Raw genomic sequence first — 17,185 nt, forward strand, 5'->3', positions numbered from 1 at the left:
GGCTACTTCCGCAGGCGGTCCCAGAGCAGGAGCGACGTGATCGTTTTCGCGTCCTTGATCTCGCCGCTGAAGCACATCCGCAGGGCCTCTTCGAACGTGACCGTCTTCGGTTCAAGCTCCTCGTCGGCCTCCGGTCTCGCTGTCCCGGGCGTGAGCTTCTGGGCGATGAACAGGTGCAACTTCTCGTTCATCACGCCGGGCGAAGCGTACAGGTACCCGCGGTACTCCCACTGATCGGCCGTGTACCCGGTCTCTTCCATCAGTTCCCGGCGGGCACACGCTTCGAGTGGTTCGTTCGGCTCCAGCGTCCCCGCAGGAATTTCCCAGAGCGTCTCGCCGATTACGAAGCGGTGGTTCCGCAGCAGGCAAATGTGGTCGCGGTCCAGCACCGGCAGAATGACGACCGCCCCCGGGTGGAGGATCACGTCGCGGCGGATCGTTTCGCCGTTCGGGCCGGTGCTCGTGTCCACGGCGACCTGAATGCGGCGGCCGGTGTGGACGATCTCGCGGGCCATCGTTTCTCCGGGTTCGTTGCTGGGCTTTGCTGGCGATGATAAGATGTCACAGCAGTAACGACAATCGGTCGCGCGTCTGGGCGGGCAACGTATGCAAGATCCGATGAGCTGGGCCGTGCCGCTGTACCGGGCGTTCGGCATCCTGGTCAAGGTTCACTTCACGTTCTTCCTGATCACGATCCCGATGTTCCTGCGGTTGGTGTACCTCGCCGACGGCGCGGTCTGGTGGTTCGACATTTTCATGCTGTGCGTCGGGCTTGTCTTCATGCTCGTCCTGCTGCACGAGTACGGACACTGCATCGCCGCCCGGCGTGTCGGTGGCGATGCGAGCGAAATCTTGCTCTGGCCCCTCGGCGGCCTAGCTTCGGTTGAGAACCCGCACACACCGAAGGCGAACTTCATCGTCGCCGCGGGTGGGCCGGCCGTGAACCTCGTCGTCTGCATCGCGTGTGCGGTCGCATTCCTGGCAGCGGGCTTTTCACCGTTGCAGGCGCTCAACCCCTTCAGTCACCCGTACCAGACGACCGCGTACAACTATCAGGACGGCCGGTACTATTCCAGCAACTACGACTACTACTATTACAAGCCCGGCACGTCGGAACCGGCGGGCACTCGAACCACAAGCGACAAAGGGGTTGTCGTCACGCTCCCTGGCAGTGCCGAACAGGCGGAGCGGGCGATCCTGCCGGCGTGGCTGATCTGGGCGTGGCGAACCTGTTGGCTGAGTTGGTGGCTCTTTCTATTTAATGTGCTGATCCCGGCCTACCCGATGGACGGCGGGCGGATGCTGCACGCGATCCTCTGGCACCGAATCGACTATCGCAGCGCCACCGTCACCTGTTGCTACGTCGGCTACGGGGCGGCCGCGGTACTGGTGGGGATTGCGATTCTGACTAGCCAGACGGCACTCGCGTGCCTGGCCCTGTTCATCGCCTGGAATTGCTATCGGACGTTGACCCAAGAGACCGAGAGCGAGCGCGGGGCCTTCGGCTACGACTTCTCGCAGGGGTACACTAGCCTCGAACGCGACGACCCGCCGCCGGTCCGGCGCAAGCGGAAGAACTTCGTCCGCCGCTGGCTCGACGCGCGGAAGGCGAAGAAGCGGCAACAGGAACAGGAACAGGTCACGCGGGACGATCAGCGGATGGACGACCTGCTCGATAAAATCGCGAAGTCGGGTAAGAACTCGCTGACCGACGAAGAACGCCGGTTCATGGAACGGGTCAGCGCCCGCTACCGCAACAAGTGAGAACACTGTGTCGAAATTGATCGAACCTCGGACCGTCAGCGGCTTCCGCGACTACGCCCCGAACGTGATGATCCCGCGGGAACGCATCCTGCAAACGGCCCGCAACGTGTACCGGTCGTTCGGCTTCACGCCGATCGACACGCCGGCTGCGGAGTCGCTCGACGTGCTGCTCGGCAAGGGCGGGGACGAGTCCGACAAGCTCGTCTACCGCGTCCGCGGGGCGAAGCAAGAACGCGAAGAGATGGGCCTTCGGTTCGACCTGACCGTGCCGTTTGCCCGCTTCGCGGCCAAGAACATCAACGACCTCGGCACGCCGTTCAAGCGGTACGCGATGGGCCCCGTCTGGCGCGGCGAGCGCCCCGGTCAGGGCCGCTACCGCGAGTTCTGGCAGTGCGACTTCGACACCATCGGCACGACCGCGAACGCCTCGGACACTGAGGTCGTGCTCGTGGTGAACGAGTTGTTCGCAGCGCTGGAGATTCCGCGCGTCGAAATCCGCGTGAACAGCCGGCTGATCCTCAACGGCCTGCTCGAATCGCTCGGCATCGCCGACAAGGCCGTGCCCCTGCTCCGCTCGCTCGACAAGTTGCAGAAGATCGGCCGTGAGAAAGTGATTGAAGAGATGGTGCGAGAGGCGGGCGTCTCAGCCTCGCAAGCATCGCAGGTACTCGCTCTGGCCGAAACGAGCGGGACGAACGAGGACGTTCTGCGGACCGTGTCCGAACTGTTCGCCGGCGTCGATAACAAAAGTGCGACGGACGGCATCCGGCGGTTGATGGAACTCCTAGCCGTGGCCGCGAAGACGGGCGTTCCCGAAGGCCGCATCAAGATTGACCTGAGCATTGCCCGCGGTTTGGACTACTACACCGGCCTCATTTTCGAGACGTTCCTGCTCGACCTGCCGGCCATCGGTTCCGTCTGCTCCGGCGGCCGGTACGACAACCTTGCCAGCTTGTACACGAAGCAAGTCCTACCCGGCGTGGGCGGCTCGCTCGGCGTGGATCGCCTGCTCGCGGCGATGGAAGAACTGAAGCACCCGTGGCTGACCGGCGCGACGACGCCGGCTGCGGTGTTAATCCTGCAACTCGACGCCGACCTGCTCGGCGAGTATCAACAGATCGCGAAAACGCTGCGCGACGCGGGCATCGCCACAGAAGTTTATCCCGACACGAAGAAACTCGGCCAGCAGTTTCAGTATGCCGAGAAGCGCGGCTACCGAATCGGCGTGATCGCGGGTGGAAGCGAGATGGCGACGGGCACGGTGAAGGTCAAAGACCTGACCGCGAAGCAGGAAACTACGGTTCCGCGGGCGGAACTTGCCGCGGTGGTGCAGAAACTCCTCGCGGGGCCGTCATGAAGCGCGACAACCACTACGAGGTAGCGTTCGAAGCCTACCTGCGGTCGCACGGCGTGGGGTTCATTGCCGTGGACGAGGCGAACCGCTCGATGCTCGGCGACGCCGACGTGAAGTCGCTCGACTTCATCATCGTCGGGCCGAACGACGCGAAACTCGTGGTGGACGTTAAGGGGCGGAAGTTCCCGGGCGGGTCGGCCGAGAGGCCGATCATGACGTGGCAGAACTGGACTACCCTCGAAGACATTGATGGCCTGGAACGCTGGGCGAAAGTCCTCGGCCCCGACTATCGCGGTGTGCTGGCGTTCGCCTACGAGATTCAGCCGCCGTTCGTGCTGCCGAACGACACCCGCGATTTGTTCGCCTTCCGAGGGCAGACGTTCCTCATGCGAGCGGTGGAAGTGTCGGCCTACCGCGAGCACATGCGGCGGCGCAGCCCGAAGTGGGGGACGGTCGGGCTGCCGGTGGCCGCGTTCCGAAAGATCATCCGGCCGTTCATCGAATTTCTCGCCCCCGCGCCGGTACTGCAATCATGACGCGCTTCAAACTCGGCTTCGTGCTGGAATCGACCGGCCTCGCGATCCGTCCGGCCGTCGAACAGGCCGCGAAGTGGGGCGTGTCCGGCTTTCAAGCCAACGCCGTCGGTCCGCTGTCGGCCGACGCCCTCACCGAGACGGGCCGCCGCGAGTTCCGCAACCTGCTGAAGTCGTTCAGCGTCGAAGTCTCCGCCCTCGGCTGCCCGATCCGTCAGGGGTTAGATACGAGCGACGGGATGGACCGCCGCCTCGACAACATCCGCAAGGCGATGCAGCTCGCGTTCGACCTCGGTGCGCGGAAGGTCGTCGTGCCGTTCCCGAAGTTGCCGGAAGATGCCGAATCGCCGCGGGCCGTCACACTCCGGCACGCGCTCACGGACCTCAGCCTCTTCGCCGACCGCGTTGGCACGCTGGTCTGTCTCGAAGCGGGGCTGGACGCCGGCACGAAGGTGAAGGAGTACCTGGCGACGTTCGACACCGGCAGCTTGCAGGTGAACTTCGATCCCGCGAACTTCCTGGTGAACGGCTTCGACCCACTCGCGTCCGCCGTTGCTCTGGCGGGTAAGATCGGTCACACGCATGCCCGCGACGCCCGACGGTCGTCGATTAGTAGCGGCCCGGAAGAGGTACCCGTCGGGGCCGGCGACATCGAGTGGATGGCCTATGCCGCGACCCTGGAGTCGATCGACTATCGTGGCTACCTGACCGTGGAACGCACGCTCGGGGACAACCGCCTCCAGGACGTGGCCGCGAGCATCAAGTTCCTCCGGCGGTTCGTGCCGGACGAGTCGTCATCCCCCCGACGTTGATGGTCCATCATGTCGAACCCCTACCGCGTGTTGCCCGCCGTCTCGCAGGTTCTCGAACACCCCGAACTGGTTGACGCGCGGGGTCACATTCCCCACGATGAACTGCTCACGGCCGTGTGTTCGGAACTGGACCGCCTCCGGTCGCAGATCGCGGCGGGCGAATCCGTCGAAGAAGCAGAACTCCTCTCGCAGCTCGTTCGACAAGTCTCCGTTCAGCTCGAAAAGAATTCCCTGCCTCTCCTGCAGCCCGTTATCAACGCCACGGGGATCGTCCTTCATACGAACCTGGGCCGCTCGCCGATGTGCGAGGACGCCGCCCAAGCAGCGTATGAGGCAGCGAGGGGCTATCTGAACCTCGAACTCGACCTCGCCACCGGGAAGCGTTCGTCGCGACAGAACCCGGTGCGCGACGGCATCTGCCGCTTGACGGGGGCGGAAGCGGCCACAGTTGTGAACAACTGTGCGGCCGCGACGATCCTCGTCTTGCGCACTTTGGCGATGGGTAAGGAAGTGGTCGTATCGCGGGGGCAACTGATCGAGATCGGCGGCAGCTTCCGCATTCCGGACATCCTCGCCGTGAGCGGGGCCACGCTCCGCGAAGTCGGCACGACGAACATCACCCGCGCCCGCGACTACGAGAACGCCGTCGGCCCGAACACCGGGGCGATCCTGCGCGTCCACGCCAGCAATTATCGGGTGAGCGGCTTTACCAAGTCTGTGGGCATTGAGGAACTCGTCACAATTGGCCGCAAGCACAACGTGCCGGTGATCGACGACATCGGCAGCGGCGCGGCCGTGGACCTGTCGGGCCTCGGGTTCACGGGCGAACCGGACGTTCGCGAGGGCATCCGGGCCGGGGCCGACGTGGTGCTGTTCAGCGGCGACAAACTCCTCGGCGGCCCACAAGCGGGCATCATCGCTGGCCGCAAGGCACTCATCGACAAGATGGAAGCCGACCCGCTGATGCGAGCGTTGCGACTCGACAAGATGACGCTCGCGGCCTTGGAAGTGACCTTGCGAATGCACCGCGATCCCGCAAGAGCGGCGGCCGAACTTCCCATCTACTCCATGATGCTCGCCCCGCTCGCCGAACTGCGGACGCGAGCGGAACGGTTCGCCGAACGTCTGCGAGCCATCCCGTCTTTCGCGCGTGTCGAGGTGCTCGACGACATCGCTTACGTCGGCGGTGGCTCGCTGCCGGATCAAGCCCTGCCGACGACCGTTGTTGCGATGGCCGCCGTCGAGGTGAGCGACGCGGAGTTCGCCCGGCGGTTGCGAGTCGGCCAACCGGCCGTGGTTTGTCGTGTTCGAAATGGAACTGTGCGCATCGACCTCCGCACGGTCTTCGAGCGGCAGGAAGACGACCTGCTGCACGCCATCATCCGCGCGTGTGGGTGAGACGGTCGCGGACCGCGTCCACCCGTTGTCGGTGTTCCTCATCTCCCAAGACGGGCGTGCCGTCGTCCGGCAGTTCGCGGCCAAGTTCGACCCACGTCTTGCAGCCGGCGAATTCCGGGCGCTCGGGCATTTCCACCGGCGTCGCCTTCCACGCGCGGACGAGCAGTACGTACAGCCCCGGTGAACGGTAGTGAAAACGCTGTGTGATGACCTCCGGCGACCAGATGTGGAACTCGTCGAGGGCCAGCGCAGCGTCCAAGTTTTCAACGAAGTGGACCGCCGACACGTCCACGCCGTGCGTAAACCGGAGCGTCCCCGGTTCCGGGCGGTCCCGCTCCGCTTCTTCCAGCAGCGGCATCGCGGCCGGCTTCACGCCCTTCTGTTGCTGTTCGTGGAACAGGGTCGGGTAGAGCCAGAATCGCGGGTGTTCCGGTTTGAAGATGCCGCCTTCCTCGGCGATGCCGCCCTTGCGGATGATGAGCGACTGTCGGCCGGTTGCCAGGGCACGGCAAATGACGGCCCATTCCTTGAACGCGATCGACAGCATCACCCTTCCTCCCGCATTTGCCGCGCCATAAGGTCTTGCACCGCCGCCAGCGGCGACTTGCCCTCGTAGAGCACATCATACACCGCCGACATGATCGGCACGTCGAGCCCCAGCGCGAGGCTCCGCTGACGAACGCTCTTGGCGGTGTAAACGCCCTCAGCCACCTGCGGACCAGCCAGAATGGCGTCGAGAGGTTCGCCCCGGCCGAGGCGTTCGCCGACGCGGCGGTTCCGGCCGTGGCGGCTGAAGCAGGTCGTCATCAAGTCACCGATGCCGGCTAGCCCCGCGAACGTGGCCGCCTCCGCACCGAGGGCCACGCCGAAGCGGGTCATCTCGACGATGCTGCGGGTGAGCAGTGCCGACTTCGCGTTGTCGCCGAAACCGAGGCCGTCGCAGATGCCGGCCGCGATGCCGAGGACGTTCTTCAGAGCGCCGCCGAGTTCGAGGCCGATCAAGTCGCGATTGGTGTAGACGCGAAAGCGGGCCGTGCCGAAGGCGTGCTGAATCGTCGCGGCGAACTCCCGGTCGGTCCCAGCGACGACGACGGAGGTGGGCAAACCGCGGGCCATTTCCTCGGCATGGCTCGGCCCGCTCAGGGCAGCAACGGTCTTCACGGCGAGCGTTTCGGCGATAATTTCGCTGGGCCGAAGGAACGAGCCGACTTCGATCCCCTTCGTCAAACTCAGGCATCGCGTGCGCGAGGTGGCGAGTTCAATGAATCGGCTCAAGGTGGGGCGTAAGAACGCCGTCGGGATGGCAACGATCCAATTGTCGGTGTTACGTGTGGCCTCATCGGAGTCGGCCGTAACTGCGATCTTGTCGGGGATAGGCACGCCTGGCAAAAGCGGAAGGTTCTCCCGGGCTGCGAACAGCCGCGCGGCCGATTCCCCGCGGGCGGCCCAGAGCGAAACGGCGTGCCCCAACTTCGCCAGGTGGATCGCGACCGCTGTACCCCACGCCCCGGCCCCGAGGACCGCAAACCGTTCCGCCATGTCTCACTCCCGGTCCAACCGCTTCCCCACGCGGAATATCTTACCTACCTTCCGCCGTCGGACGTGGCATCATGCAAAAACCGCTGAAGCCAGGGAAACCGCGAAGTCGATGCGGTAAAGGTGGCAAACTCGATGGGGGTCTTCGAGCTTGCCACCCGGCCGTGACGGGCCGGCGAGATCGCACAGGAGGGAGACACAATGGCGACGCAACTCCGAGTCTACCCGGCACCCGAAGACACCTACGACGAGTTGGAAGAAGGCCAAGAGCCGAGCGTCCGCGTTCGACTGGGCGACCTGCTCCCGCTCGTCGCACTCGCCCAACGGATGAACTTCATGTGGGTGAAAGACTTCCTCGACGACGAAGTGACGATCACCGAAGACCTGCACGACGTGCTGCAAAGTTTCCGCGGCTGCCGCCCGACCGCAGGGTGAGTGCCTTACCTGAGGTCTTTCTCGTCGTCGTCCTTGATATCACGGAAAATGTCCGGGCGGCCGAATTGCGTGGGATCGAACGTCCCCCGCTGTTCGGCTTCCAGGATGCGAATGCGGGCTTCCGCCTCCCGCAGCCGGGCTTCCATCTTTCGAATCACCGCTTCCAGATCGTCGCTCTTTTTCGGCTTCGGAACCTCGGGATAACCTAACTGCCGTTGCAGAGCCGCGAACAGGAATAGCGGATCACGGCCGCGACTGGCCTTCGCGATCTTCCCCTCCTTCTCGCCGAAGATCGGTTGAACCGGCGGCACGTAGTCCGGGTGCGTCCGCCGTTGGTCGGTCACGTACAGTTCCGATCGCACGTACACCAAGTCCGTGAAGTCGATCGCGCCGGCGCTCCGCCGGACGAGGCCGACGTAGTTCTTCCAGTTCTCGTCGTACATCGGGTCGCCGGCCACCGCCTTCAGCCCCTCGTCGTAGCCGAGCTTATTGCGGGCAATCGTTTCGAAGTGGAAGACGAACAACCCCGCCGGCGACGGTTGGTTCGCCTTGTAGTGGGCTTCGCGCTCCAACACTACCAGAGCCGTCGGCATCGAGAACTTTCGCTTCTCGTCCTCGGCCATGCGGACCAGGAACGCTTGGAACGGCGTGAAGTAGTGCGACAACCGCACGAAGCCGGGGCCGAGAATGCCGGCGTGCCGAATCTCGGCCGAGAGGAACTGTACCGCCATCGGTAGCTTCGTGGTCGTCAGCAACTCTTCGTGCGCACGAGCCAGGATTTCCTGTGCCGGGACGTTCTCGATCAGTCGCTCGCGGAAGACACGGAAGAAGTAGGCTTGTTCGACGAACTCGTCACGGTCTAGCACGTTACTCATTCCCCCATCGTACCGAACCGGATTCGAATGCGAAGGTGTAACGATTCCGCCGGTCGTGCCGTTGTCGCAATTCGTATTAGCACGGTCGGTGATGTCAGTTTCGCGGTCAGGCAGGATGGAGAATTGACGGGGAAGAGGCGAGCAAGCGTTGGTATCGCCTGAATAACCAGGCAAACTGGAGACAGTTCAAATTAGGTAACGATCTCAGCGTGGTTGACCTGGGGTGTCAAGAATGTCTCGCACCATGATGCTCGGCTTGTTTGCGTTCCTGGGGGCGTGGGCGACCGCCAGCCCCGCCTCAGCGGCCCACTGTGGCCTTTGCCGCTACCCGCGGCCGTGCGTCACGGTGGCTCAGTGTACGCCCGTCGTCACCGCGCAGGTTCACTACCAGCCGGTCGTCGAGCAGCACAACGAGGTCCGGTACAGGCAGGTTTCCCGCACGGTAATGGTCCCCGAACAGTACACAACTTACCGGGCCGTTCAGGAAAACCACGTCGAGGCGGTTCCGTACACCGTCAACCGGACCGTCGTGGAGCCGGTCGATCAGGTCCAGACGTACACGGTGAACCGCCCGGTCTACGAGAACCACGTCCAGGAACAGCGGTACACCGTGATGCGCGCCGTGCCGCGGACGTATCAGGTGAGCATCCCGTATTCGACGTTCCGCACGGTGCAGGAGACGTACACCCGGCAGGTTCCGTACACGGTGAACCGCCCAGTCGTGCAGGAGTACCAAGTTTCCATCCCGTACTCGACCTACCACCCGGTTTACGAACAGCACGTCCGCACCCACACTTACACCGTGAACCGGCCGATGGTCGAAGAGTACCAAGTTCCCGAGTGCTACACGACCTATCGCACGCTTCACGAGACGCACTACCGCGAACACCGCTACGTGACCTATCAAACTCAAGTGGAAGCGTACCAGGTTCCGGTGACGTACTACACCTGCCACCCGGTGTACGAGCAACACGTCCGCGAGCAGCGGTACACGACCTACCGCACCGAGGTTCAAAACTACCAGGTGCCCGTCACCTACTGCACGATGAAGCCGGTCTACGAACAGCACACGACCTACTACCCGGTCACGATGTGCCGCGAGGAAACCGAGTACGTGACGCAAACGAACACCAGCTACGTCTGCGAACCGGTGACGACGGAGCGGACGGTGACGGTTCAAGGCACCCGCGAAGAGACGGTTCAAGAGTTCATTCCCGGGCCGGTCGTGACGCAGTGCGTCCGCATGCCGGGCACATGCGTGTTCGACCCCTGCACCTGCACGAGCCGTTACTGCCCCGGTCCGGTGGTTCAACAACAGATTCAGTGCCCTGGGAAGACGGTCTGCCGCAAGATCTGCGTGCCGACGACCGAGTGCAAGACGATCCAGGAGACGCACTACGTCCGCAAGCCGGTCTGCACGACGGTCCAAGTTCCGGTGAAGAAAATGGTGCCGTACACAGTGATGCAAGCCCGCAACCACACCACCTGCCGGATGGAACGCGAAGAACACACGCAGATGGTGACGAAGCAACAGTGCTACCGCGTGCCAGAGGAGAAGGTCGTGCAGATCCCGTACACGACTTGCCGGATGGAACGCCAGGAGCACACGCAGATGGTGACGAAGCACCGCTGCTACCGAGTCGCCCAGGAACACACGCAGCAGATTCCGTACACGACCTGCCGGACGATCCCGGAAACGCACACGCGGATGGTGACCCGCCGCCGGTGCTATTCGGTCCCGGAAACGAAGTGCGTGGAGATTCCGTACACGACCTGTCGCACGGTCAAGCAGGATCACGTCCGGTGCGAAACCCGACGGCACTGTTACAACGTCCCGGAAACCTACGTGCGCGAAGTTCCGTACACCGTCTGCCGCCAGGTTCGCGAAGACCACGTGCGGTGCGAAACCCGCTGCACGACCGACTACGTGCCAGAGGAGAAGGTGCGGTACACCCCGTACACGACCTGCCGCATGGTCCCTGAGCAACACGAGCGCGTCGTCCGAAGTTACACGACCCGGTGCGTGCCGGAGTGCCACGTCCGCTACGTGAACCGCACGACGTGCCGCATGGAACCGGTGCAACAGTGCCGGATGGTCCCCCAGACAACTTGTGAGATGGAGCCGTACACCGTCACCTGTTGCGTGAAGCGGTACGTCCCCGTGTGCGTGCCCGGGTGCCCCTAATCCGGGATTGAAACTCAAACGACGGCCCACGCGGTTTCGCGTGGGCCGTCGGCGTTTCGGGTTGTCTCCGGCCGTCGAATGCGGTTCTGGAAGTGTGGGGGTCGTATACTGCCCTGGACCCTTCCGAAAGCATCCGAGCGAGACATGCCGTCGATCCGCGTGGGAGCCGTGAACTACCTGAACTCGAAGCCGCTCGTCGAAGGGCTGACCGAGTTCGCGGGCGACCTCGACCTGTCGCTCGACCTGCCGAGCCGGTTGGCCGATCAGATGGCCGCCCACGAGTTGGAGGTCGGCCTCATCCCCGTGATCGAGTTCTTACGGGCCGAATCGTACTCATTCATCCCGAACATCGGCATCACGTCGCACGGCCCGGTCCTGAGCGTCACGCTCTTCAGCCGCGTGCCGTGGAAGGACGTCCGCACCGTGTCGCTGGACGAGGGCAGCCGTACGAGCGCTGCACTCACGCGAATCCTCCTCGAACACCGCCATCGGCTGACGCCCCAATACCGCCAACTGCCGATCGACGAACCCGCCGAGGCAGTTTCGACGGACGCCGTACTGCTGATCGGCGATCGGGCGATGAAGGCGTGTCTGCCCGGCTTCGAGTTCGCCTACGACCTCGGCCACGAATGGAACGAGTGGACCGGACTGCCGATGGTGTTCGCCCTCTGGGCCGTCCGCGAGGGTGTCGATCTGGCCAGCAGCGAAGTCGCCTTCGCACAAGCCAAACAACTCGGCCTCCGACGGGCCGGCGTGATTGCGACCCGCGAGGCCGCGGCGTTGGGCCTCGACGCGGGCTTCTGCCGACGATATCTGACGAACATCATTCGCTACGACCTCGGCCCGCGCGAACTCGCGGGCCTTCGACGCTATCACGAACTGGCCGCCGATTTGGGTGCGGCCCCGCGAGGGACGAACCTTGTCCACTACCACCGACCGCATCTTGTCGAAAGCCGCCAACGCTGAACGCCTGACTTACGACGAGGGCGTCGAGTTGATGCGGAACTGCCGGGACTTGAACAAGCTCGGCCGGGCCGCTCACGCCGTCACGATGCGCCTGCACCCCGAGCCGTACCGCACGTTCAACATCGACCGGAACATCAACTACACGAACGTCTGCGCGGCCGTTTGCGACTTCTGCGCGTTCTACCGCAAGTCGCACGACGCCGACGCCTACGTGATGCCCCGCGAAGAACTGCACGCGAAGGTCCGCGAAACGGTCGCGCTCGGTGGCGATCAGATTCTCCTGCAAGGCGGGATGCACCCGTCGCTGAAATTGGAATGGTACGAGGAGATGCTCGCCGACCTGCGGGCCAACTTCCCCACGGTCAACCTGCACGCCTTCAGCCCGCCGGAACTCTGGCACTTCCACAAGATCAACAAGATTCCCCTTCGCACGGTGCTGGAACGCCTCAAGGCCGCCGGCCTCGGGAGCATCCCCGGCGGCGGCGGCGAAATCCTCGTGGACCGTGTCCGCCGGCAACTCACGAAGGGCAAAGCTCTGACCGACGAGTGGCTGGCCGTCATGCGGGAGTGGCAACTGCTCGGCGGGAAATCGACTTGCACGATGATGTTCGGCCACATCGAGACGCTCGATGAGCGGGTCGAACACCTCGACCGCCTGCGACAATTGCAAGACGAAACCGGCGGCTTCACGGCGTTCATCTGCTGGACGATGCAACCCGGCCACAAGATGGCGGACGCCCCGGCCCTCGGCTCGTTCGAGTACCTCCGCGTGCAGGCCATCAGCCGATTGTACCTCGACAACATCCCGAACATTCAATCGTCGTGGGTCACGCAGGGCGGCAAGATCGGGCAGGCGGCACTCTTCTACGGGGCGAACGACATGGGTTCGCTCATGATCGAAGAGAACGTCGTGGCGTCGGCCGGAACGGTCCACTGCCTGACGCTCGACGAGATCAAAAGCTCCATCCGCGACGCCGGGTGGGAGCCGCGACAGCGGAACGTCTTCTACCAACTCATCGACACCGAACCGGCCGCCCGGCCGAAGGCCGACCGCGGGCGGTCATTGCCGATCCTGACCTGAACCGGAGAATGAAGGAACTACGGCGGCTCGCCCGCCAGTTCCGCGAATCCGGGGAAAGCATGGCCGAACCGCTCGACGTTGACGAGATGCGACAAACGCTGGCCCGCGTCTCGGTCTACCGGCAGGTGTGCGAACGGGTTCGGAACAGTTCCGGCCACACGATCTTCACCGGGCTGATGTTCCTCGGCATCGCGTACCTTCAGTACACGGCCCGCGGCGGCTTCGACCCGTTCGTCATCGGCCCGCTCGTCATCGGGGGCGGCGAGTTGCTCGTCGGCCTGTGGAAACGCCTCCGCCCGTCGCCGGAGTGCGTGCTCCTCGACGGCCTCTTGCAAGCCGCGTTCGTCGGCTCGGTCGTTATCCGCGAGTTCCTGAGAATGCAAGGGAAGGGCAACTTCAACCCCGACCCGATCTCGGTCGTCATCGTGCTCTGGTTCTCCTACGACGCCTTCAACACCTTCAGTTATTACTTCGCCCTCCGGAAGCTGTTCGTCGAACGGCCGAGTGCGGAACACCTCGCCTACGTGGATGACCTCACCGACGAGATCGCGACCGGCGACCCGCACACCGACCCGGCCGTGATCGAGATTCCGACGAAGCCGCGGCTGAAGGCCAAGCTCCTGGGCGACGTGGCGTTCTTTTACGACTATCGGTCGAAGGAACTCTTCCTCTGTGCCCGGGACGAGATGCTCATCACCCGGCAGGTCCGCGGCAGTGACGACCAACAGGGCGTGTTGACGATTCTGCACCAACAGTTCCCGCCGTTCCCGCTCGATTCGGCCTCGTGGAACAACTACGCCAACTGGAAGACGGCCGGCGGTCAACCCCCACGCGAATGACCGTCCGCCGGGGCCGGTGAAGACGATCCGCTTGTTAGCGAGAGCATATGATCGAAGTCGAGGGTTTGACGAAGTCCTTCCCCGGTGGTGAAAAGCCAGCCGTCGATGACGTGTGGTTCAAGGTGCAACCCGGCGAAGTCTTCGGCCTCCTCGGCCCGAACGGCGCGGGGAAGACGACGACGCTCCGAATGCTCTGCACGGTCCTGACGCCAACGGCCGGGTACGCGACTATCGCCGGGTTCGACGTGGCCACGCAGGGGGACAAGGTCCGCGAGCACGTCGGCTTCCTGTCCGCGAATACCGGCGTTTACGACCGCATGACCGCGCTCGAGATGGTCGAGTACTACGGCCGCCTCTACGGGCTGTCGGGAGGCCACTTACGGGACCGCCTCGACACGCTCTTTCACACGCTCCAGATGGATTCTTTTCGACACATACTCGGCGGCAAACTCAGCACGGGGATGAAGCAGAAAGTGTCGATCGCGCGGGCGCTCATTCACGACCCGCCGGTCCTGATCTTCGACGAGCCGACCAACGGCCTCGACGTCCTCGTGCAACGGGCCGTCGTGCAGAGCATCGCGGCCCTCCGCGGGCAGGGAAAAACGATCCTATACTCGACGCACATTATGACGGAGGTCACGAAGCTGTGCGACCGCGTCGCGATTATGGCGCACGGCCGAATCGTGGCCTGCGGCACGCTGAACGAACTGCGGACTCAGTACGGGCAGGACGATCTGGAAGAGATCTTTTTCGGCCTCGTCAGCTGACCCGACCGCCTCACTCTTTCTTCTCGAAGACCCGCCCCTCGAACGCGAAGGCGGTCGGTCCGTTCTTGCCGACGCGGAAGCCAATCATGCGGTCTTCGAGGAATCCCGAGGTGAACCGGAATACGTCGCCCTCCCAGTGCTCGATTCCCACCACGAAGGAACTCCACCGCCAGACCAGTTGCCCCTTCTCCACGCGAATCTCGGCCTCGCCGTAAGCGGGGTCGATGTACTTACCGGCGTAATCTCCCGCGGCGAAACTCGGCGGCACCTTCGCGCGGCGGGCCTTCCGTCGCACCTCATCTTCGGCGGCACGCTGCGCCGCGTCGATCTTCACGGCATCGAGCAGGACCGCGTCCCAGTCCTTCGGGGGCAGGCCGAGCGCCCGGTCGGCCAAATTGTTCGTGACGGCCTGATTCATCTTCGTCTCGTGCAAGTTGTTCACGATTGCGATGCCGAGGTTGTCCTGTGGGAACAGCGACACCTGAACGCGGAAGCCGTCGATCATGCCGCCGTGGGCGACGACGGCGTGCCCGCGGTAGTCGTAGGCGAGCCAGCCCATCGCGTAGGTCATTTGAACCGTGTCCGGGTTCATCCGGCGGAGGTTGCCCTCCATCGGCAGCGGGTTCAACGGTCGTTTCGTTTCAGCGAGCGATTCCTTCGACACCAACGCCCGCCCGGCGTGAACGCCCCCGGCCAAGTGGAACTTCAACCACGGGACGAAGTCCTCGCCCGACAGGTGAATCGACCCGGCCGAGTTCGGGACGTCCGTTTCGTAGAAGGGCACGGGTGTGATTCGGCCGTCGGTTCCCCCACTGTGGCCGGTCATTCGATCCGCGTTCGCGAACTTGGGATCGCGCGTGCTGAACAGCACGCTCTTCATCCCGAGCGGGCCGGTGATCCGCTCGCGGACCAAGTCCGCCCACGGCTTCTCGCCGCGATTTTGAGCCGCCCGACCGGCGACCATGAACAAGATCGTCGAATACTCGTAACTCCCGCGGAAGGTTCGCTCGACAGGCAGTCGGTCAATCCGGCGGAAGACCTCGTCCTCGTCCCACGGGGCGTGGTACCACAGCAAGTCATGCCCCTTCACACCCGTGCGGTGCGACACGAGGTCGCGGAGGGTGACGAGCGCGTCGGCGTGCGGTTCGGAGAGGTGGAACGTCGAGACGTGCTTGCGAACGGGGTCGTCCCAGTCGAGTTTTCGCTCGTCTACGAGCATCGCCATCAGGGTGGTCGTGACCGCCTTCGTGCAGGACGCCAGGGGCAGCAGCGTCGTCGGCGTGGGTGGTTCCATCGCACCGAGTTTTTTTACGCCGTGACCGCTCACGAACGCCCGGTCGCTCTGCACGACGGCGATGACGGCACCGGGAACGTGCCAGCGTTGGAGGGCCGTCGCGACGGTCCGATCAATGACCGTCGAATCGAGATCGGCCGCCGACAGGATGGGAGTGGTCGCGAAGAGTAATGCAGCCGCCAAAAACCGCATGGTCCCCTCCTCTGCCAATGAAAAAGCCCGCACCAGATGGGTGCGGGCTGAGTGTTATGAATCGAATATCCGACTTACAAGCCAGTCGTTACACCGAACCCGATCTTGCCACCGCCGCCGCCGAACTGGCCACCACCGAACTGGCCACCGCCGCCACCGAACTGGCCGCCGCCACCGAACTGGCCGCCGAACCCGCCGCCGCCGAACTGGCCACCGCCACCGAATTGACCGCCGAAGCCGCCCTGCTGACCACCGAAGCCACCCTGACCACCGAAGCCGCCCTGAATCCCGCCGCCGAAGCCGCCCTGGATCCCACCTTGAATCCCGCCACCGATACCGCCACCGAAACCGCCGGATTGGAAGGAACTGGGGCCCGGAGTAAAGGTTTGGAGTTGATAAGCTCCGAGTCCGCCAAAGCTATTGCTGTAACCTGGTTGTAGTGTTCCACCACCACCGACAAACGACTGTCCCCCACCGCCGATGCCGCCCCCGATACCGCCTTGGATACCGCCTCCGATACCTCCGATACCACCGATGCCGCCCCCGATACCGCCTTGGATACCACCTTGGTTACCCCCTTGGATACCACCAGTGTTCGTACCTGTACCACCGCCTGAAATCGCTGGCATTTGGTTGCCCCCGGGACGAAGGGCGGTACGAATCCGGGAACCATAGATATCCGGGTTGGCTGTCAGGATCGGCAGCGCGGGGAATTGCGGAGTCCGATTGCGGAAGGCCCCCGGAAACTGCTGCGGAAACTGAGCAGTGGCGGAAGGGGTGACAAGAGGAATCACCAGAGAAGAAACAGTCAGAATGCCGGCTGCGACAAATAGGCTCCGGACTACGAGTTTAAACATAATTGAGAAGCCTCACGTTAGTAGTGGCAGGAGGAAGTTGCGCCGTCCGGCTGGCGAGAGGCAGGAACGCAATCCGATTCATTCCTGTTATGATTTCTTGGAAGAGCAGCTTCGTCAATCCAAATTCCCCGCACTTGGGTCAATCTGAACTTCCGCCACTCTTTTCTGGCAACGTAACCGGCACAACCCATCCTCTGTGTACTGCCCCGGCAGGTCTATCTTTCAGGGGTAACAACCCGTGGCTGAAGTCGTTGGCAGGAATGTCTCGAAAGTGACGCGGAAATGTGCGGGAATGCC

At 63.6% G+C, this 17,185-nt stretch carries 17 protein-coding genes; 12 read left to right on the forward strand and 5 right to left on the reverse strand.

The genetic code is table 11. From position 1 onward, the window contains the following. Positions 1-2 precede the first annotated feature (2 nt). Positions 3-515 carry an NUDIX hydrolase gene (locus PX52LOC_RS29200; RefSeq protein ID WP_149113393.1) on the reverse strand — a complete coding sequence of 171 codons (513 nt, stop codon included), beginning with the start codon at positions 513-515 and terminating at the stop codon, positions 3-5. Positions 516-618: 103 nt separating this feature from the next. On the opposite strand from PX52LOC_RS29200, the gene PX52LOC_RS29205 reads away from it, so the two are divergent. The 5 genes from PX52LOC_RS29205 to selA are packed head-to-tail and all read left to right on the forward strand — an operon-like array spanning position 619 to position 5,861. Then, positions 619-1,764 carry a site-2 protease family protein gene (locus tag PX52LOC_RS29205; RefSeq protein WP_149113394.1) on the forward strand — a complete coding sequence of 382 codons (1,146 nt, stop codon included), beginning with the start codon at positions 619-621 and terminating at the stop codon, positions 1,762-1,764. A 16-nt stretch (positions 1,765-1,780) separates the two neighbouring features. Next, positions 1,781-3,121, forward strand: coding sequence for a histidine--tRNA ligase (hisS, locus tag PX52LOC_RS29210; protein ID WP_390637570.1), 1,341 nt, complete (start codon positions 1,781-1,783; stop codon positions 3,119-3,121). Next, positions 3,118-3,654, forward strand: coding sequence for an HYExAFE family protein (locus PX52LOC_RS29215; RefSeq protein ID WP_149113396.1), 537 nt, complete (start codon positions 3,118-3,120; stop codon positions 3,652-3,654). Before hisS ends, PX52LOC_RS29215 begins: the two co-directional genes overlap by 4 nt. Further along, positions 3,651-4,463 (forward strand): sugar phosphate isomerase/epimerase family protein, encoded by an 813-nt coding sequence (locus tag PX52LOC_RS29220; protein ID WP_149113397.1) that lies wholly within the window; start codon positions 3,651-3,653, stop codon positions 4,461-4,463. The genes PX52LOC_RS29215 and PX52LOC_RS29220 overlap by 4 nt, the downstream gene beginning before the upstream one ends. A gap of 9 nt (positions 4,464-4,472) precedes the next feature. Beyond that, the gene (gene selA, locus PX52LOC_RS29225; RefSeq protein ID WP_149113398.1) at positions 4,473-5,861 is read left to right on the forward strand and encodes an L-seryl-tRNA(Sec) selenium transferase; all 1,389 of its coding nucleotides are present in this window, start codon (positions 4,473-4,475) and stop codon (positions 5,859-5,861) included. On the opposite strand, the gene PX52LOC_RS29230 is transcribed toward selA, so the two are convergent. Both PX52LOC_RS29230 and PX52LOC_RS29235 read right to left on the reverse strand, forming a co-directional pair. Then, the gene (locus PX52LOC_RS29230; RefSeq protein WP_149113399.1) at positions 5,842-6,408 is read right to left on the reverse strand and encodes a DUF1802 family protein; all 567 of its coding nucleotides are present in this window, start codon (positions 6,406-6,408) and stop codon (positions 5,842-5,844) included. The genes selA and PX52LOC_RS29230 overlap by 20 nt on opposite strands. Continuing rightward, positions 6,408-7,400: an NAD(P)H-dependent glycerol-3-phosphate dehydrogenase gene (locus PX52LOC_RS29235; RefSeq protein ID WP_149113400.1), complete on the reverse strand. Its 993-nt coding sequence runs from the start codon at positions 7,398-7,400 to the stop codon at positions 6,408-6,410. Before PX52LOC_RS29235 ends, PX52LOC_RS29230 begins: the two co-directional genes overlap by 1 nt. 198 nt (positions 7,401-7,598) lie before the next feature. Here PX52LOC_RS29235 and PX52LOC_RS29240 point away from each other — a divergent pair, with 198 nt between their 5' ends. Beyond that, positions 7,599-7,832, forward strand: coding sequence for a hypothetical protein (locus PX52LOC_RS29240; protein ID WP_149113401.1), 234 nt, complete (start codon positions 7,599-7,601; stop codon positions 7,830-7,832). Between the two features lie 5 nt (positions 7,833-7,837). Here the strand turns inward: PX52LOC_RS29240 and PX52LOC_RS29245 are convergent, their stop codons facing one another. Beyond that, positions 7,838-8,707, reverse strand: coding sequence for a hypothetical protein (locus PX52LOC_RS29245; RefSeq protein WP_149113402.1), 870 nt, complete (start codon positions 8,705-8,707; stop codon positions 7,838-7,840). Between the two features lie 232 nt (positions 8,708-8,939). Between PX52LOC_RS29245 and PX52LOC_RS29250 the strand changes: the two genes are divergently transcribed. From PX52LOC_RS29250 to PX52LOC_RS29270, 5 genes are all read left to right on the forward strand, one after another. Continuing rightward, the gene (locus tag PX52LOC_RS29250) at positions 8,940-10,892 is read left to right on the forward strand and encodes a hypothetical protein (protein ID WP_149113403.1); all 1,953 of its coding nucleotides are present in this window, start codon (positions 8,940-8,942) and stop codon (positions 10,890-10,892) included. Between the two features lie 144 nt (positions 10,893-11,036). Beyond that, entirely contained in the window at positions 11,037-11,858 is an 822-nt protein-coding gene (locus PX52LOC_RS29255; RefSeq protein WP_149113404.1) for a menaquinone biosynthetic enzyme MqnA/MqnD family protein, read from the forward strand. Continuing rightward, entirely contained in the window at positions 11,812-12,939 is a 1,128-nt protein-coding gene (gene mqnC / locus PX52LOC_RS29260) for a cyclic dehypoxanthinyl futalosine synthase (RefSeq protein ID WP_149113405.1), read from the forward strand. The genes PX52LOC_RS29255 and mqnC overlap by 47 nt, the downstream gene beginning before the upstream one ends. An 8-nt stretch (positions 12,940-12,947) precedes the next feature. Beyond that, positions 12,948-13,778, forward strand: coding sequence for a hypothetical protein (locus tag PX52LOC_RS29265; protein WP_149113406.1), 831 nt, complete (start codon positions 12,948-12,950; stop codon positions 13,776-13,778). A gap of 47 nt (positions 13,779-13,825) precedes the next feature. Then, a complete protein-coding gene (locus PX52LOC_RS29270) occupies positions 13,826-14,545 on the forward strand; it encodes an ABC transporter ATP-binding protein (RefSeq protein WP_149113407.1) in 720 nt (239 codons plus the stop codon). 10 nt (positions 14,546-14,555) lie between these two features. On the opposite strand, the gene PX52LOC_RS29275 is transcribed toward PX52LOC_RS29270, so the two are convergent. Further along, positions 14,556-16,031, reverse strand: coding sequence for a serine hydrolase (locus PX52LOC_RS29275; protein ID WP_149113408.1), 1,476 nt, complete (start codon positions 16,029-16,031; stop codon positions 14,556-14,558). A gap of 56 nt (positions 16,032-16,087) precedes the next feature. Between PX52LOC_RS29275 and PX52LOC_RS29280 the strand changes: the two genes are divergently transcribed. Continuing rightward, positions 16,088-16,471, forward strand: a complete 384-nt coding sequence (locus PX52LOC_RS29280; RefSeq protein ID WP_149113409.1) for a hypothetical protein — start codon at positions 16,088-16,090, stop codon at positions 16,469-16,471. The last annotated feature ends 714 nt before the right edge of the window (positions 16,472-17,185 follow it).

Origin of the sequence: Limnoglobus roseus, from assembly GCF_008254045.1 — a bacterium.
Lineage (GTDB): Bacteria > Planctomycetota > Planctomycetia > Gemmatales > Gemmataceae > Limnoglobus > Limnoglobus roseus.

Bases quoted from the DNA above. Each gene is read 5' to 3' on its own strand.
- PX52LOC_RS29200 (WP_149113393.1), bottom strand. From the start codon at position 515: ATGGCCCGCGAGATCGTCCACACCGGCCGCCGCATTCAGGTCGCCGTG.
- PX52LOC_RS29205 (WP_149113394.1), top strand. From the start codon at position 619: ATGAGCTGGGCCGTGCCGCTGTACCGGGCGTTCGGCATCCTGGTCAAG.
- PX52LOC_RS29215 (WP_149113396.1), top strand. From the start codon at position 3,118: ATGAAGCGCGACAACCACTACGAGGTAGCGTTCGAAGCCTACCTGCGG.
- PX52LOC_RS29220 (WP_149113397.1), top strand. From the start codon at position 3,651: ATGACGCGCTTCAAACTCGGCTTCGTGCTGGAATCGACCGGCCTCGCG.
- selA (WP_149113398.1), top strand. From the start codon at position 4,473: ATGTCGAACCCCTACCGCGTGTTGCCCGCCGTCTCGCAGGTTCTCGAA.
- PX52LOC_RS29230 (WP_149113399.1), bottom strand. From the start codon at position 6,408: ATGCTGTCGATCGCGTTCAAGGAATGGGCCGTCATTTGCCGTGCCCTG.
- PX52LOC_RS29235 (WP_149113400.1), bottom strand. From the start codon at position 7,400: ATGGCGGAACGGTTTGCGGTCCTCGGGGCCGGGGCGTGGGGTACAGCG.
- PX52LOC_RS29240 (WP_149113401.1), top strand. From the start codon at position 7,599: ATGGCGACGCAACTCCGAGTCTACCCGGCACCCGAAGACACCTACGAC.
- PX52LOC_RS29245 (WP_149113402.1), bottom strand. From the start codon at position 8,707: ATGAGTAACGTGCTAGACCGTGACGAGTTCGTCGAACAAGCCTACTTC.
- PX52LOC_RS29250 (WP_149113403.1), top strand. From the start codon at position 8,940: ATGTCTCGCACCATGATGCTCGGCTTGTTTGCGTTCCTGGGGGCGTGG.
- PX52LOC_RS29255 (WP_149113404.1), top strand. From the start codon at position 11,037: ATGCCGTCGATCCGCGTGGGAGCCGTGAACTACCTGAACTCGAAGCCG.
- PX52LOC_RS29265 (WP_149113406.1), top strand. From the start codon at position 12,948: ATGAAGGAACTACGGCGGCTCGCCCGCCAGTTCCGCGAATCCGGGGAA.
- PX52LOC_RS29270 (WP_149113407.1), top strand. From the start codon at position 13,826: ATGATCGAAGTCGAGGGTTTGACGAAGTCCTTCCCCGGTGGTGAAAAG.
- PX52LOC_RS29275 (WP_149113408.1), bottom strand. From the start codon at position 16,031: ATGCGGTTTTTGGCGGCTGCATTACTCTTCGCGACCACTCCCATCCTG.
- PX52LOC_RS29280 (WP_149113409.1), top strand. From the start codon at position 16,088: ATGAATCGAATATCCGACTTACAAGCCAGTCGTTACACCGAACCCGAT.